Annotated in this window: 15 protein-coding genes and 1 rRNA gene; 12 read left to right on the top strand and 4 right to left on the bottom strand. The window is 71.1% G+C overall.

Translation table 11 applies throughout. The features are described 5' to 3' along the window. From rrf to B0I28_RS17605, 10 genes are all read left to right on the top strand, one after another. A 5S ribosomal RNA gene (gene rrf / locus B0I28_RS28630) occupies positions 1 to 90 on the top strand; the annotation flags it as partial. An 84-nt stretch (positions 91 to 174) separates the two neighbouring features. Beyond that, positions 175 to 777: a nicotinate-nucleotide adenylyltransferase gene (nadD, locus tag B0I28_RS17645; protein WP_245889019.1), complete on the top strand. Its 603-nt coding sequence runs from the start codon at positions 175 to 177 to the stop codon at positions 775 to 777. A 119-nt stretch (positions 778 to 896) separates the two neighbouring features. Further along, positions 897 to 1316: a ribosome silencing factor gene (gene rsfS, locus B0I28_RS17640; protein WP_106365133.1), complete on the top strand. Its 420-nt coding sequence runs from the start codon at positions 897 to 899 to the stop codon at positions 1314 to 1316. Further along, positions 1313 to 1966 (top strand): histidine phosphatase family protein, encoded by a 654-nt coding sequence (locus B0I28_RS17635; protein WP_106365132.1) that lies wholly within the window; start codon positions 1313 to 1315, stop codon positions 1964 to 1966. Before rsfS ends, B0I28_RS17635 begins: the two co-directional genes overlap by 4 nt. A gap of 98 nt (positions 1967 to 2064) precedes the next feature. After that, a complete protein-coding gene (locus B0I28_RS26915) occupies positions 2065 to 2535 on the top strand; it encodes a hypothetical protein (RefSeq protein WP_146148145.1) in 471 nt (156 codons plus the stop codon). A 13-nt stretch (positions 2536 to 2548) separates the two neighbouring features. Continuing rightward, positions 2549 to 3397 carry a DegV family protein gene (locus B0I28_RS17625; protein WP_106365130.1) on the top strand — a complete coding sequence of 283 codons (849 nt, stop codon included), beginning with the start codon at positions 2549 to 2551 and terminating at the stop codon, positions 3395 to 3397. Between the two features lie 226 nt (positions 3398 to 3623). After that, complete coding sequence (locus B0I28_RS17620) at positions 3624 to 4394, top strand: helix-hairpin-helix domain-containing protein (RefSeq protein WP_106365129.1); 771 nt, start codon at positions 3624 to 3626, stop codon at positions 4392 to 4394. Then, a complete protein-coding gene (locus B0I28_RS17615) occupies positions 4391 to 6706 on the top strand; it encodes a ComEC/Rec2 family competence protein (protein WP_106365128.1) in 2316 nt (771 codons plus the stop codon). Before B0I28_RS17620 ends, B0I28_RS17615 begins: the two co-directional genes overlap by 4 nt. A 156-nt stretch (positions 6707 to 6862) precedes the next feature. After that, entirely contained in the window at positions 6863 to 7852 is a 990-nt protein-coding gene (holA, locus tag B0I28_RS17610; RefSeq protein WP_106365127.1) for a DNA polymerase III subunit delta, read from the top strand. Then, complete coding sequence (locus tag B0I28_RS17605; RefSeq protein ID WP_146148144.1) at positions 7845 to 8096, top strand: hypothetical protein; 252 nt, start codon at positions 7845 to 7847, stop codon at positions 8094 to 8096. Before holA ends, B0I28_RS17605 begins: the two co-directional genes overlap by 8 nt. Before the next feature lie 74 nt (positions 8097 to 8170). On the opposite strand, the gene rpsT is transcribed toward B0I28_RS17605, so the two are convergent. Then, positions 8171 to 8443 carry a 30S ribosomal protein S20 gene (gene rpsT, locus B0I28_RS17600; protein ID WP_106365125.1) on the bottom strand — a complete coding sequence of 91 codons (273 nt, stop codon included), beginning with the start codon at positions 8441 to 8443 and terminating at the stop codon, positions 8171 to 8173. Positions 8444 to 8645: 202 nt separating this feature from the next. Beyond that, complete coding sequence (locus tag B0I28_RS17595) at positions 8646 to 9242, bottom strand: TetR/AcrR family transcriptional regulator (protein WP_219926828.1); 597 nt, start codon at positions 9240 to 9242, stop codon at positions 8646 to 8648. 84 nt (positions 9243 to 9326) lie between these two features. Here B0I28_RS17595 and B0I28_RS17590 point away from each other — a divergent pair, with 84 nt between their 5' ends. Next, the gene (locus B0I28_RS17590) at positions 9327 to 10349 is read left to right on the top strand and encodes a hypothetical protein (RefSeq protein WP_106365124.1); all 1023 of its coding nucleotides are present in this window, start codon (positions 9327 to 9329) and stop codon (positions 10347 to 10349) included. A 210-nt stretch (positions 10350 to 10559) separates the two neighbouring features. Beyond that, positions 10560 to 12392 (top strand): translation elongation factor 4, encoded by a 1833-nt coding sequence (gene lepA / locus B0I28_RS17585; protein ID WP_245889018.1) that lies wholly within the window; start codon positions 10560 to 10562, stop codon positions 12390 to 12392. A gap of 66 nt (positions 12393 to 12458) precedes the next feature. Here lepA and B0I28_RS17580 read toward each other — a convergent pair whose 3' ends face one another. Together B0I28_RS17580 and B0I28_RS27325 are read right to left on the bottom strand one after the other, a co-directional pair. Continuing rightward, positions 12459 to 14117, bottom strand: coding sequence for a hypothetical protein (locus tag B0I28_RS17580; protein WP_219926827.1), 1659 nt, complete (start codon positions 14115 to 14117; stop codon positions 12459 to 12461). A gap of 173 nt (positions 14118 to 14290) precedes the next feature. Next, on the bottom strand, positions 14291 to 15004 hold the full coding sequence (locus B0I28_RS27325) for a hypothetical protein (protein ID WP_181245831.1): 714 nt from the start codon (positions 15002 to 15004) through the stop codon (positions 14291 to 14293). Positions 15005 to 15107 lie beyond the last annotated feature (103 nt).

Raw genomic sequence — 15107 nt, 5'->3', positions numbered from 1 at the left:
CCCGGTCCCATTCCGAACCCGGTCGTTACGGCTTCCAGCGCCGATGGTACTGCACCCGAGGGGGTGTGGGAGAGCAGGACACCGCCAAACATGAACATACAGAGAAGGCCCCCACCGCAAGGTGGGGGCCTTTTCGCATGCCCTGATTCGGAATTGCGCGATAGGATTCGGCCTGTGAATGAGCTGGCGGTCCGACGCATCGGGGTGTTCGGCGGGACGTTCGATCCTCCGCACCTCGGGCATTTGGTGGCGGCCAGTGAAGCCGCATTCGAATGCGGATTGGACGAAGTGGTGTTCGTCCCGGCCGGCGACCCGTGGCAGAAGGCCCACATCAAGGTCACGGATGCGGCTGCGCGGCTTGAGATGACGCGGTTGGCAGTCGATTCCGACCCGATGTTCAGGGTCAGCACCTGCGATATCGATCGCGAGGGCGCGACGTACGCGGTGGACACGGTCGCCGATGTGCGGGCCGAGTACGAGGGCGATGTCGATCTGTTCTTCATCATCGGCGCGGACTCGCTGGAGAACCTGCACACGTGGCACCGGGTCGAGGATCTGGTGAGATCGGTGAAGTTCATCGCGCTGAACCGTCCGGGGCATTCGCGGCGGGAGGTCGACACGTCGTTCGGGATCCAGGTCGAGTTCATCGACATGCCGGCGGTAGACCTGTCGTCGACGGAGTGCCGGCAGCGGGTGCGGGACGGGCAGCCGGTGCGGTACCTGGTGCCGGATGCGGTGGCGGCGTTCATTGAAGAGCGCGGGCTGTACCGCGGGTGAGGTCTGGGACGCGTCGCACAGCGACCGGCGCGAAACAGGGAGGGCGGCGTCGGACCGCCCGTGTAAAACTAGAGCTGAGCCGGTGGAGCACCGGTGAAGACTCGTCGACAGGAGCGTTCGTGACCGCAAGCGAAACCGCCAAGACCCTGGCCTTCTCAGCAGCCCAGGCGGCGGCCGACAAGAAGGCCTTCGCCATCAATCTCCGGGACGTCACCTCGAAGATCGCACTCACCGATGTCTTCGTGATCGTCTCGGCCTCGAACGAGCGGCAGGTTCACGCGGTCGTCGACGCGGTCGAGGAGAAGCTCATCAAGGAGCACGACACGCGTCCGCTGCGCCGTGAGGGCAGGGGCGGCGAGCAGTGGGTGCTCCTGGACTACAACCACATCGTGGTGCACGTCTTCCACCAGGAGGCGCGCGACTACTACGGCCTCGACGGGCTCTGGAAGGACTGCCCAGAGATCGAGTTCGTCGACCAGGCCGAGGTGGAGCGGGAGCGCCGCGCCGAGGTGGCCGAGAGCGATGAGGACGAGCGGTGAACCGGCTCCTCGTCGTCCGCCACGGGCAGACCGAGTGGAACATCGCGGGCCGCATCCAGGGGTCCACTGACATCGACCTCGACGAGACGGGGAAGGCGCAGGCGGTCGAGGCCGGTCCTGAGCTCGCCCTGTACGAGCCGGTGCGGATCATCTCGTCGGACCTGCGGCGCGCCGTGGACACGGCACGGCCGGTGTCCGAGGCGACCGGGGTCGAGATCGAGCTGGACAAGCGGCTCCAGGAGCGCGCGTACGGGCCCTGGGAGGGCCTGACGGGCGCGGAGATCGCGGAGCAGTTCCCCGACGACCACCGGCGGTGGCGCGCGGGGGAGCCGTTGCAGCACCCCGGGATCGAGACGTGGGCGGAACTGCACCGGCGCACGTCTGAGGCGGTGCGCGACATCGTCGAGTCGGACGTCGAAGGGACCGCGATGATCGTCTGCCACGGCGGTTCGGCGCGGCAGATCGTCGGCGGCATCCTCGAATGGGACCAGGCGCCCACGAGCTCGCTGTCGGGCCTCGACAACGCGCACTGGGCCGACCTGCGGCGGATGCGGTCGGGGAAGTGGCGCATGTTCGGCTACAACCTGGGCGTTCCGGCTCCGCACACGATCGGTGCGAGCCCGCTCGCGAAGGGCCAGCTGGCCCGGTAGCGGCGGTTTTCCGGGCCGAGTGGTGGACCCGGCCGCCGTCCGGGAATTACGCTTCGGTCGTGGCGCAACCGCGCCGGGACCGGAGACGTCGAACCGTCATGGACACGCGAACTTCACGAACCAGACGAATCGCGAACGCTGCGGGGCTGCTCACCGGCGGGCTCCTGCTGGCCGCGCTCACCGCGTGCGGCGCGGGCGGGAGCGGATCCGGGGACGAGACCTCGGCGACCGCGTCCCCTACCGCGTCGCCCACGGCCGCAACGACTGAGGAGAGCACCGTGCCCGACGAGACCAGCATCCCCGACCTGGACCCGACCATGGGCGACACGTCGAAGCCCGGGTCCGACTCGGTGACGACCATCTCCGGGACCGTGGAGGCGGGCGTGGAGTCCGGCTGCCTGGTCCTCACCTACGAGGGCACCGTGTACGGGATCTTCGGGAGCTTCGACTCCTCGGTCGTGTACGCGGGCGCCCAGGTCACGCTGCACGGCACCGTCGACGCGGGCATGATGAGCACCTGCCAGCAGGGCACCCCGTTCGTGGTCCAGGAAGCCGAGCCCGCGGATTAGGTAATGTGGCCGGGTGACCGTCGTCGTCGTTACCGACTCCACTTCTGCCCTGCCTGAGGCGCTGCGTGCTTCGCACGAGTGCCTGACGGTGCTCGGCATCCCGGTGCTCATCGGCGGCGACGAGCACCGCGAGGGCGAGGACGTCGGCGGCGAGGCGATCCTCCGCGCGATGCGCGAGGGCCAGACCGTGACCACTTCGGGCCTGCCTCCGGAGGAGCTGCGGGCCACGTACACGCGGCTGCTCGACGAGGGCGCGAGCGGGATCGTCTCGGTGCACCTGTCGGGCAGGCTGTCCGGGACGGTGGCCGCCGCCGAGGCCGCGGCCGCCGGGTTCGGCGGGCGGGTCGCCGTCGTCGACTCGCTCGGCGCGGGCATGGGCGTCGGGTATCCGGCCCTCGCGGCCGTGGAGGCCGCGGAGAAGGGGATGGACCTGCTGACGGCCGCCGCGGCCGCGCAGGCGGCGATCGGGCGGACCACCACGTACTTCTACCTCGACACGCTGGAGTACCTGCGGCGCGGCGGCCGGATCAGCGCGGCGCGCGCGATCGTGGGCACGGCGCTGTCGGTGAAACCCATTCTGGGCGTTGAGGACGGGCGCATCGACGTGGTCGAGAAGGTCCGGACCCCCACGCGCGGTTTGCAGCGCCTCGCGGCGCTCGCCGTCGCGGACGCCGGTGAGGCCGAGGTCGAGATGACCGTGCACCACTTGGGGACCGAGCGGCGGGCCGAGGCGCTCGCCGGGTGGCTCCAGGAGCGCTTCGAGGGCCGGCTGCGGCGCATGGACGTCACCGAGGTCGGCGCCGCCGTCGGCGCCCACTGCGGGCCGGGGCTCGTCGGGATCATTACGCGTCGGCGTTCCTGACTTACGAGGGCTGTCGGCGGCGCCGGGTAGATTTGAAGTGGGGGGTCCCCAGTGTCCGATATGCGGAGAACCGCCGTTCATATTGCGGGGCACGGCTGCCGGGGATTATCGCTCGGCGAGGCGGCGGTCGTTCACGCCGATCGGGGTTGTCCACAGGTCGCGGTGAGTTATCCACAGGCCGGAAAAATCTCAGTCACGGCCGTAACCTTCGCTCGTTGAGCCGGGTATGGAACGCGACAAGACACCCGAAGGCGATGCCCTCGCCGCGAGGCTCCGCCTGAAGCTCCACTCCGTCGATGACGAGACCTGCAAGGAGACCGTCGACGCCGACAGCGGCGACGCCAAGACCGAACCCGTGCCGAAGGCGCCGCCGAAGCGGCGGTTCGAGGACCGGATCGAGCGGCTCCAGCACCGGTTCGGGCTCTCGCACCTGAACCGGTGGGTGCTGGCGATCGTCGGGGTCCTCGTCGCCGCCGTGGGGCTCGCGGTGACGATCCTGTCCTGGCCGGAGACGCAGCCCGCCGCGACCGCGCCGACCGTGGTTCCCGAAGCGGCCGAACAGGCCCCGGAGCTGATCGTCGTGTCCGTGGCCGGGGCCGTGAACAAGCCGGGGATCGTGGAGCTCGAAGCCGGGGCGCGGGTCGCCGACGCCATCGAGGCCGCGGGCGGGCTCGCCGACGGCGCTGATCCCGGGTTCCTCAACCTCGCCCGCGTCGTCGCCGACGGGGACCTCGTGGCCGTGCCCGACGCCTCGGCCTCGGGGGTCCCGCCGCCAGGGGCGAGCGGGACCGGCGGCGGCGCGACGGGCCTCGTCAACATCAACGTCGCCAGCGCACAGGAACTGGACGCGCTCAAGGGCATCGGCCCGGTCCTCGCCGAGCGGATCATCGAGTACCGGGAGGCGAACGGCAGCTTCCAGTCCGTGGACGAGCTGTCGGAGGTCTCCGGCATCGGGTCGGCGCTGCTGGAGCAGCTGCGCGAGCAGGTGACGCTGTGAGCGCCGAGTTCACGCTGCGGCCGCCGCCTTCGGAGGTGGTGCGGCGGGACTGGCGGCTGCCGCTCGTCGCCGCCGGGGTGTGGGCGGCCGCGCTCGCGGGCCTGTACGGCAGTGCCGTCACCGGTCTGCTCACGGTGGTCGGGTGCATCGTGCTGGCGGCCTTCGGGATCGGCAGGCGCGAAGGGGTCGCGGCGGCGGTTGCGACGGTCGCGTTCGGGGCGGTGCTCGGGGCCGGGGTCACGACCGCGCACGTCGCGGCGCGCGACCATCCCGGGCTCGCCGCGCTCACTGCCGAAGAGGCACACGGGGAGGCCGAACTCGTGCTGCACACGGTGCCGAAGCCGATGTTGAAGCGGCCGGACATGGTCACCGCGACCGCGCGGCTGCGGTCGTTCAGGGCCGATGACGCCGTGGTGGACGGGAACTGGCAGGTGCTGCTGGTCGCGAGCGGCGGCGAGTGGGCCGGGTTGAGCTCCGGGCAGCGGCTCACTGTGCCCGCGGTGCTTCGCGAAGCGGAGCCGGGGCGCCTGACGGCCGCGATCGTGAGCGCCCGCGGGCCGCCCGGGCTCGACGGCGAACCGGCACTGCCGCACCGGTTCGCCGCGCATGTGCGCGAGCGGCTCGCCGAAGCCGTCGGGGCGGTGCCGCAACCGGAGGCGGGCCTGATCCCGGCGCTCGCGGTGGGGGACACGTCGCTGATGGACCCCGAACTCGCCGCGGACTTCCGGACGACCGGGCTCGTGCACCTGGTGGTCGTCTCGGGCTACCACCTGAGCCTCCTGGTGGGCGCGGTGCTCGCCGTGGCGGTCGCGTGCCGGGCCGGGCCGCGGGCCCGGGTGGTCGCCGGGGCGGTGGCGGCCGGGGTGATCGTGGTCGTCGCGGGGCCGCAGCCGAGCGTGCTGCGGGCCGCGGTGATGGCCGGGATGACGCTGCTGGCACTGGCGGCAGGGCGGCCGCGGGCGGCGATGCCGGCGTTGGCGACCGCGGTGCTGCTGGTGGTGCTCGTGGACCCGGACATGGCCGCGCAGGCGGGGTTCGCGCTGTCGGTGGCCGCATGTGTCGGCTTGCTGCTCTTGGCGTTCCGGTGGGCGAAGCCGCTGGAGCACCGTGGCTGGCCGCAAGGGGTGGCGCTGGCGGTGACGATCCCGGTGGCGACGCAGGTGGCGGTGACGCCTCTGCTCGTCGGCCTCGGCAGCGGGGTGAGCCTGGTGTCGGTGCCGGTGAACCTGCTGGCGGCGCTCGTGGCCGCGCCGGTGGTGGTGCTGTCGGTGGGCGCCGCGGCCGCGGCGGCGGTATGGGTCCCGGCGGGGGAGGTCGCGGCGCAGCTGGCGGCGTTTCCGGCGCGGTGGCTGATCTGGTTGGCGCGCACGGGCGCCGAAGTGCCGGGGGCGCTGCTGCCGGTGCCGGGCGGGCTGTGGTGGGGGATCGGGTCGGCGCTGGTGCTCGCGCTCGTGATCGGGCTGCTGCACATGCGGCGGTTCCGGCGGGCGGTGCTGGCGGTGCTCCTCGCCGCCGGGCTCGGCGCGGTTCCGGCCTGCCTGTTCTCCGGCGGGGCTCCGTCGGGCTGGGTGGTGACGATGTGCGATGTGGGCCAAGGGGACGCGCTGGTCCTCCCCGCGGAGGACGGGGCGATCGTGGTCGACGTCGGGCCCGATCCCGAGCCGGTCGACGCGTGCCTGGAGTCGCTCGGGGTGGACCGGGTGGCGCTGCTGGTGCTGTCGCACTTCCACATCGACCACACGGCCGGGATCGGCGGGGTGATGGACGGCCGCGAGGTGGCCGCGATCCTCGCGCCGCCGCCCGGGGAGGCCCGGTACGGGTACGACCTGGTGGAGGAGCGGGCCGGTGCGGTGCCGGTGCTCGAAGCTGTGCCGGGCGAGGTGTTCGTCTTCGGGGACACGAGATTGGAGGTGCTGGGGCCGCCCGCCGATCCGTTGAGCGGCACGCGGTCGGACCCGAACAACAACTCGGTCGCGCTGCGGGCCGAGATCGCCGGGACGAGCGTCCTCCTCGCCGGGGACGTGGAGCTGGAAGGGCAGCGGGCGCTGCTCGACCGCCGGGCGGCGCTCGACGTCGACGTGCTGAAGGTGCCGCACCACGGGTCGTCGTTCCAGGTGCCGGCGTTCCTGGAGGCGGCCGATCCGGCGGTGGCGCTCGTCGGGGTCGGGGCGGGCAACGAGTACGGGCATCCGGACCCGGGCCCCTTGGGGCTCTTGGAGGAAGAGGGCGCGCTGGTCTTCCGGACGGACGAGGACGGGCCGATCACGGTGTCGCGCAGCGGCGGCGGCCTGGAAGTGCGGACAGGGGGGTGAGGTGAGGGATCGATTACACGGCGACGCCGTTCGGGTGATTGGGCGGCGGACGCGCCGGGGTGAACCGGGATCTTCCGGCAGGATGCGGGCGCTGCGAGGAAAGCGCCGGACCGGTCGCGGCCCGGGGCGGCCCGGACCGCATGCGAGGATGGTGCGGTGGCTGCACTCGAACCCATCCGACTGATCCTGGGCGACGACGAGTTCCTCGCCGAGCGGGCCGCCGCCGAGTACGTCAAGGCGGTGCGGGCCGAGATGCCCGAGGGGGACCCGGCTCCGGCCGTCAACCGCGTCTCGGGCGCCGACCTCACCGCCGGGGCCCTGACCGAGCTGACGAGCCCGACCCTGTTCGGCGGCGCGGTCGTCGGCATCATCGAGTCGGGCCAGGACGTCGACAAGGACGTCATCGCGGCGGTCCTCGCCTACGCAAAGCAGCCCGCGCCGGAGATCTACCTCGCCGTGTGCCACAACGGCGGCAACAAGGGCAAGGCGCTCTCGGAGGGGCTGAAGAAGCTCGACGTGCCGATCGTGCGGGTCTCGAAGATCAAGCGGCAGCCCGACCGGGTCGCGTTCGTGCGCGGGGAGCTGCGGGACGCGGGGGCGTCGCCGCGGTCGGCCTCGGCGGAAATCGCCGACACGATCATCCAGGCGGTCGGGTCGGACCTGCGCGAGCTCGCCTCGGCGTGCGCGCAGCTCGTCGCCGACACGGACGGGAAGATCACCCAGGAGAGCGTCGCGCAGTACTACTCGGGGCGCGCCGAGGTCTCGGGATTCACGGTCGCCGACGCGACGATCGCCGGGGACGCGGCCGAGGCGCTCGGAGCGCTGCGGTGGGCGATGCAGGTCGGCGTCGACCCGGTGCCGATCGCCGACGCGCTGGCGATGGCGGTGCGGAACCTGTCGCGGGTCGCGTCGGAGCGGGGCGGGGCGGCGCAGCTGGCCGGTCAGCTCGGCATGGCGCCGTGGCAGATCGAGAAGGCGCGCAAGCAGGCCCGGAACTGGACCGCGGACTCGCTCGCTGAGGCGATGCAGGTGTGCGCGCGGCTGAACGGCGAGGTGAAGGGCGGCGCGGACGACCGCGGCTGGGCCCTGGAGCACGCGATCCTCCAGATCACCCGTTTGAGCGCTGCGGGGAGGGGCCGTGTCTGAGTACCGCCACGGACGGGTGAGCCGTCCGCGCAGGCCCTGGTACGCGAAGGCGCTGGGGATCAAGCACCTCTACCTGTCGAACCTGATGTGCGTGCTGCTGTTCGAGGGGACGGTCGGGCTCGCGGTGCTCATGGCGCTGACCGAGCTGGTGACCTGGTGGGTCGTGCTGATCCTGCCGCTCACGGTGGCGGCCATGGTGAAGCTCAACGACGTGGTCGCGGGGGCGCTGAGCCGGCACGGCTGAGACGGGAATGCCGAAGGCCCGGGGGCTGGGCCCCGGGCCTTTGAAGCTTTTTGTGCTGTCTGCGGTGTCGCGTGTCAGGCGGCGGCGGAGAGCTTGTTGAAGGAGGCGGCGAGCTTGGACTTGCGCTGCGCGGCCTGGTTCTTGTGGATGACGCCCTTGGTCGCGGCCTTGTCGAGCTCGCGGCTCGCGGCGCGGAGGTGGCCCTGGGCGGCCTCGACGTCGCCAGCGGCAGACGCCTCACGGAACTTCCGGACGGACGTCTTCAGCGACGACTTCACAGACTTGTTGCGGATACGGCGCTTCTCGTTCGTGAGAATGCGCTTTTCCTTGGACTTGATGTTCGCCACGCGTGAAGCCTCAGTTTCGTGATTGCTTGGTTCCTTAATTGATCGCGTCGGAGGCAGAGGGCACTCCGGAGCGCCTGTCAACGTTACCAGGACCCGAGCAACACGCACGCCCTGGGAGCATGACCGCGAGCCAGGTTACACCAGGTCGCAGGGCCCGGACGAGCTGAGGCCCCGGGCTGTCGCGCACATTACCCCCGCGCGGTCACACGCGCGCGCCGCGAGCGCGCAGCGCGGGGAGGACCACCTCGTCGACGATGCTCTCGATCGCCTCCCGCGGCACCGCCCCGTAGATGATGAACTCGTTGCGCACCAAGTCGATCGGGAGCCGCCGCAGTCGTTCCGTGAGGTGCTCCTCGGCCAGTTCGCCGCGGGCGATCGCGCGCGTGTACACGGCCCGGTCCAGGAGGTTCGTCAGCTCGCTCACGAGCGAGCCGACGAGGACCTTGCGGACCTCGGGGTCGGCGCTGACGTCGGTGAGCATGCCGAGCATCGCGGTCTGGCCGACCAGGCGCATGCGGCGGTGCGCGACGGTGACCAGCGCGACGATGTCGCCGCGGATCGACCCGGTGTCGGGGACCGTCTCGGCGCGCGGCAGGCGGCTCGCGACGCAGGCGATGAGGAGCTGCACCCGGCTCGGCCAGCGCCGGTACACCACCGGCTTGCTCGTCCCGGCCCGCTTCGCGACGCCTTCCATGGTGAATCCGCCGTAGCCGGCGTCGCGGAGCTCCTCGAACGCGGCGTCGAGGATCGCCTGCTCCAGTTCCGCGCCGCGGCGCCTGGACGCTCCCTTGCGGTCCAACCCGACCCCCCTAGATACCGATCGTTTCTTATGTTAGCTTGAGGCTAGCAAGATACGGAGCGTATCTTACGAAAGGACACCGCCATGGAAACCGCCCCCGAGCGCACCTCGATCGGACGCGTGATCGGGCTCAGCGCCGGTCTCGCCCTCATCGTCGGCGCCATCACGCTCGCCTTCGCCTGGCCCTCCGCGGGCATGGGCCCCCACGAGGTCCCGATCGCCGTGGTCGGCCCCGCGGAGGCCGCCGCGCAGGTCCAGGACCAGCTCGACCAGGCCCAGCCCGACGGCTTCGACGTCACGGCCGCGGCCGACGCCGCCGAGGCCGAGCAGCTCATCGAGGACCGCGAGGTCTACGCGGCCCTCCAGGTCGCCCCCGACGGGGTCACCGCCTACACCGCCTCGGCCGCCTCGCCCATGGTCGCGCGGCTCGTCACCGGGATCGCCGACCAGATCGCCGCCCAGATGGGCCAGGCGGCCGGCCAGACCGTGGAGGTCACGGTCGAGGACCTGGTCCCGCTGCCCGCCGACGACCCGAACGGCGCCGGGCTCGCCGCCTCGGGCCTGCCGCTGGCGATGGGCGGCATCATCATCGCCATGCTCATCGGCTCGAACGTGCGCGGTTCGGGCCGCCAGGCCGCCGCGGCGATCCTCGGCCCGCTCGCGATCGGTGCGGGCGTGGCCGCGGTCCTGCTGTACGTGCTGGGGTCCCTTGAGGGCGACTACCTGCCGATCGCCGGAGCTATCAGTCTCGCGGCGGCCGCGACCGGCTGGCTCATCCTCGGCTTGCGGAAGCTCCTGGGGATGGCCGGGGTCGCGGTCGGCGCGGTCCTCGTGATGCTCCTGGGCAACCCGATCTCGGGCCTGACCAGCGCCCCTGAGCTGCTGCCCGCCCCGTGGGGCGAGATCGGCCAGTACCTGCCGCCGGGCGCGGGCGCGACGCTGCTGCGCGCGACGGCGTACTTCGACGGGGCCGGGGCCCAGACGGTGCTGCTCGTCCTCGCGGCCTGGCTCGCGGCCGGAGTGGTGTTCTTCACCATCGGGGCCGTGCGCAGCCGCGTCAAGGCCGTCGAGAGCCCCGAGCCGGAGCCCGCGGCCGCGGCCGCCTGACCCGACCTGCGCCACCAGGAGACCGGAGGCCGTTCCCGCGACGTGGCGGGGACGGCCTTTCGCGCTGGGTGTGCGGGGGCACCGGGGCCCGTAAGGCAGAATTGTCAAGCCCGCCCCTTACACGACCGAGCCGTGATCATGAACGGCCCGACGGCGGGGAGCGGCGGCGCCTGCCCGCCGCAGTCCGTGCAGCCGAGAGGGAAGGTCAACGTGACCAACGCGCCAGGTTCGACCGCGCCGGAGTCGATCCGGAACTTCTGCATCATCGCGCACATCGACCACGGGAAGTCCACCCTGGCCGACCGCATGCTGCAGATCACCGAGGTCGTCGACGCCCGCCAGATGCGCGCGCAGTACCTCGACCGGATGGACATCGAGCGCGAGCGCGGCATCACCGTGAAGTCCCAGGCCGTGCGCATGCCCTGGACGGCCCGCTCCGGCGAGGCCGAGGGGCGGGGCTTCGTCCTCAACATGATCGACACCCCCGGGCACGTGGACTTCACGTACGAGGTGTCCCGTTCGCTCGCCGCCTGCGAGGGCGCGATCCTCCTGGTCGACGCCGCGCAGGGCATCGAGGCGCAGACCCTCGCGAACCTGTACCTGGCGATGAGCAACGACCTCACGATCATCCCGGTGCTCAACAAGATCGACCTGCCCTCGGCCGACCCGGACCGGTACGCCGAGGAGATCGCGAACCTCATCGGCTGCGAGCCCGAGGACGTCTTCCGCGTCTCCGGGAAGACCGGTGCCGGCGTCGCCGAGCTCCTCGACGCGGTCGTCGCGCAGGTCCCGGCGCCCGTCGGCGACCCGGACGCGCCCGCGCGCGCGATGATCTTCGACTCGGTCTACGACGTCTACCGCGGCGTCGTCACCTACATCCGCGTGGTCGACGGGAAGCTCAACGCCCGCGACCGCATCCGCATGATGTCGACCCGCGCGGACCACGAGCTGCTGGAGATCGGCGTCATCAGCCCCGAGCCGGTGGTCTCCAAGGCCCTGAGCGTCGGCGAGGTCGGGTACCTCATCACCGGCGTGAAGGACGTGCGGCAGTCGAAGGTCGGCGACACCGTCACGCTCAACAAGAACCCCGCGACGGAGGCCCTGCCCGGCTACACCGAGGCCAAGCCGATGGTCTACTCCGGGCTCTATCCGATCGACGGCTCCGACTACGGGAACCTCCGCGAGGCCCTCGACAAGCTCCAGCTCAACGACGCCGCGCTCCAGTACGAGCCCGAGACGTCGGCCGCGCTCGGCTTCGGCTTCCGCGTGGGCTTCCTGGGCCTGCTGCACCTGGAGATCATCCAGGAGCGCCTGGAGCGCGAGTTCAACCTCGACCTGATCTCGACGGCCCCGAACGTGGTCTACCAGGTCGTGAAGGAGGACGGCGAGGAGGTCGAGGTCACCAACCCCTCGGAGTTCCCCGAAGGGAAGATCTACTCGATCACCGAGCCGGTCGCCAAGGCCACCATCCTGACCCCGAAGGAGTACATCGGGCAGGTCATGGAGCTGTGCCAGACGAAGCGCGGCGTCCAGATCGGCATGGACTACCTGTCGACCGACCGCGTCGAGATCCGGTACACGCTGCCGCTCGCGGAGATCGTCTTCGACTTCTTCGACCAGCTCAAGTCCCGCACCAAGGGCTACGCGTCGCTCGACTACGACATCGAGGGCTCGCAGGAGTCCGACCTCGTCAAGGTCGACATCCTCCTCCAGGGCGAGAAGGTCGACGCGTTCGCCGCGATCGTCCACAAGGACCAGGCCTACTCGTACGGGGTGCGCCTGTCGGAGCGGCTCAAGAAGCTCATCCCGCGCCAGCAGTTCGAGGTGCCGATCCAGGCGGCGATCGGCTCGCGGATCATCGCCCGCGAGACGATCCGCGCGCTGCGCAAGGACGTGCTCGCGAAGTGCTACGGCGGCGACATCTCCCGCAAGCGCAAGCTCCTGGAGAAGCAGAAGGAGGGCAAGAAGCGGATGAAGAACATCGGCCGCGTCGAGGTCCCCCAGGAGGCGTTCATCGCCGCGCTGCGCACCGACGAGGACTAGGAACGAAGCGACGAGGCGGCCGCCCCCTGTGCCGGGGGGCGGCCGCCTCGCCTCATGTGCCGGTCCTTACAGGTCGACCACGGTGCCGCCGATGGTCACCACGAGGGTGCCGCCGGAGTTGAAGCTCCAGGCGAGGCTGCCGCCGTAGGCCGAGCAGCGGGAGCCGTTGGAGCCGGTGTCCCACTGGTTCGAGCTGTCGGAGTTCCCGACGATGCGGTCGTTGGAGCCGCTGTCGCAGGAGGTGTTGCCGCGGAACACCGAGGAGCCCGCGTCGAAGTTGAAGTTGCGCTCGCCGTTGCGGATGCTCAGGTTGTTCGAGATCGTCATCGAGCCGGGGTTCGAGTTGTACGTGAACCCGTGCTTGCCGTTCTCGAAGGCGATGGACCGCACGACCGTGTGGTTGACGGCGATGTCCTCGCCGCCGAGCTTGTAGCCGTTGCGGTCCCCGGCGCCGGCCTGGCCGCCGTTGGAGAGCGTCCCGTTGTCGTACGCGAGGGAGTCCTCGATGGTCACCGCGCCGATGGGCCCGGTGTCCGGCTTGGTGTACAGGTCCCAGCCGTCGTCGATGTTGTTGTGGGACACGCAGAACCGGAAGACGTTCCCGGAGCCGGAGGTGAGCTTCGCGGCGAAGCCGTCCGCGTCCTCGCCGTCGGAGTCGACGTTGTCGTGCGACTCGGAGCTGAGGATGAGGTTGTTCGCCGGCCACTCGCTGGAGGGCGCGCCCGCGGTGTACCGGGCGATCTGGAGGCCGGTGTCGGCGTTGTGGCGGGTCACGACCCGTTCGATGACGTTGTTGCTGCCGCCGACGAGGATGCCGTTGTCGCCGGCGTGCTCGACCACGAAGCCCTTGAAGTGCCACCAGTCGCCGCCGAGCGCGATGCCCCGGTTGGCGCTGTCCTCGGCCTGCGCCGAGAAGTTGAGCACGGGCTGCTCGCTGCCGTAGGCGAACAGCTCGGTGCGGTTGCCCGAGACGCCGTCCTTGCCCGGCGGGATGTCGACCGTGCTCGTCAGGTTGTAGGTGCCGCCGCGCAGGTAGATCGTGCCGCCCGCGGTGATCCGGCTGATCGCCGAGGCAAGGGTCGTGGGCGCGGAGATGGTGCCTGCGGCGCTGGAGGAGCCGTTGGGGGCGGCGTAGAGCGCGTCGGCGCTCGGCGGGGGCGTGGTCGTGCCGGGGTCGCCCGGGGTCGTGGGCTCCTCGGTCGGCTCCCCGGTGGTCGAGCCGTCGGGCGTGCCCGCGTAGGTCTCGAACTCGGCGACGCGCGGCGTGCCGGAGGCGCTGGTGATGACGAAGTTGATCTTCTTGAGGGAGGTCGCCGCGAAGGTGATGGTGCCCGCGCCCGTGCCGGAGGCCAGCACGGACCCGTTGTCGTTGTTGACGACCTGCCAGTTGCCGATGGTGCCGCCGCCGGAGGCGGACTTGATGACGACGGTGGAGACGGTCTTCGCCGTGTCCCACTTGACGGAGACGCGGCCGGTGGTCCCGCTGGGGGACCAGTAGGTGCTCGTGTTCCCGTCGATGACGTTGCCGTAGCTGGTGCCGGAGGCCTTCGAGGTGCCGTCGGCGCCCGCGCCGAGGCTGAGGTTGGTGCCGAGGGCCTGGGCGGAGAACGACGGCTCGTCGGCGGTGTCCGCCGCGGCCATCGTCATCGACATGGCGGTTCCGGCGATCACCACCGCCGCCGCGGCCAGGGCCGCTCCGATCCGAAGTCGGGCTGTGCGTCGCATGCGCATTACCTCTCGTGAGGGAAATATTGAGGCATTTGAATGAATCTAAGGCAAGGGCTTTCATGCGGTCAAGGGTTTCGGTGCAACCGATTGCCTAAATTTTTTCGCGGGCCGCTCCGGCATGCGAAAAGGGGCGGAACCGGACCGGTTCCGCCCCTTGGCGTCTCAATTCCCTACTGCTGCGGCGGGTAGCCGGGCGGCGGCGGGACCTGCTGGCCCGGCGCCGGGGGCTGCTGCGGGTATCCCGGGGCGGGCGGCTGCTGGCCGGGGGCCTGCTGGTATCCCTGAGCGGGGGGCTGCTGCGGGTAGCCGTGCGGCGGGACCTGCGGGGGCTTGGGCTGGTTCCCCGGCTGCGACCGCAGGTAGTGCAGGACATCGGGCTGGCTCAGCAGGTAGAAGCTGAAGCCGACCGCGCCGAGGCGCGCGAGCGACACCAGCGCGCCGACCGCCGCGATCCAGCCCCAGCCGACCCACAGGCCGCCCAGGGAGAACAGGCCGAGGAGGCCGTAGCCGACCCACAGCCCCACGCGCGGGTCCTGCGCGCCGAAGACGCCCAGCCGGCTCTTGGTGATGAACCACGCGATCGTGCCCGCCACGCCGCCGTGGAAGATCAGGCCCACGATCGACGAGGCCACCACGAATCCGGTCGCGGCCCACCACGGCGCGGTCATCATGGCGACGATCGCCAGCGGCACCATGAGCACCGACAGGGCCACGTAGCCCCACAGCAGCTGCGTCAGCTGGTTGATCTTCTTGGGCCGCCCCGGGTGCTCCTTGGCGCCCCACTCGGTCAGGAGGTCGGGCCCTCCCGGCTGCGGTCCGGGCGCCCCGGGGCCGGGGGCCGCGCCGTACGGATTCGGTTCGGGCGATTGCGGCGGATACGTCATAGTCGCTGCTCCGGGCATAGAGAAGGGTGTGCTATCACTGCTCACTGTAGCCGCACCGGGCAACCGCCGGTGTCCTCCATCGCGCCCTGAACGGCCGTCCGGA

The organism is Glycomyces artemisiae, from assembly GCF_003002955.1.
GTDB lineage: Bacteria > Actinomycetota > Actinomycetes > Mycobacteriales > Micromonosporaceae > Glycomyces > Glycomyces artemisiae.
Note: the sequence above shows the minus strand (reverse complement) of the source record. Positions and strands in the feature narration are given on the sequence as shown.

What these genes read in the sequence shown, in the direction of transcription:
- B0I28_RS17620 (WP_106365129.1), top strand. Translation starts at nt 3,624, where the DNA reads ATGGAACGCGACAAGACACCCGAAGGCGATGCCCTCGCCGCGAGGCTC.
- B0I28_RS27325 (WP_181245831.1), bottom strand. Translation starts at nt 15,004, where the DNA reads ATGACGTATCCGCCGCAATCGCCCGAACCGAATCCGTACGGCGCGGCC.
- B0I28_RS17580 (WP_219926827.1), bottom strand. Translation starts at nt 14,117, where the DNA reads ATGCGACGCACAGCCCGACTTCGGATCGGAGCGGCCCTGGCCGCGGCG.
- B0I28_RS17590 (WP_106365124.1), top strand. Translation starts at nt 9,327, where the DNA reads ATGGAAACCGCCCCCGAGCGCACCTCGATCGGACGCGTGATCGGGCTC.
- B0I28_RS26915 (WP_146148145.1), top strand. Translation starts at nt 2,065, where the DNA reads ATGGACACGCGAACTTCACGAACCAGACGAATCGCGAACGCTGCGGGG.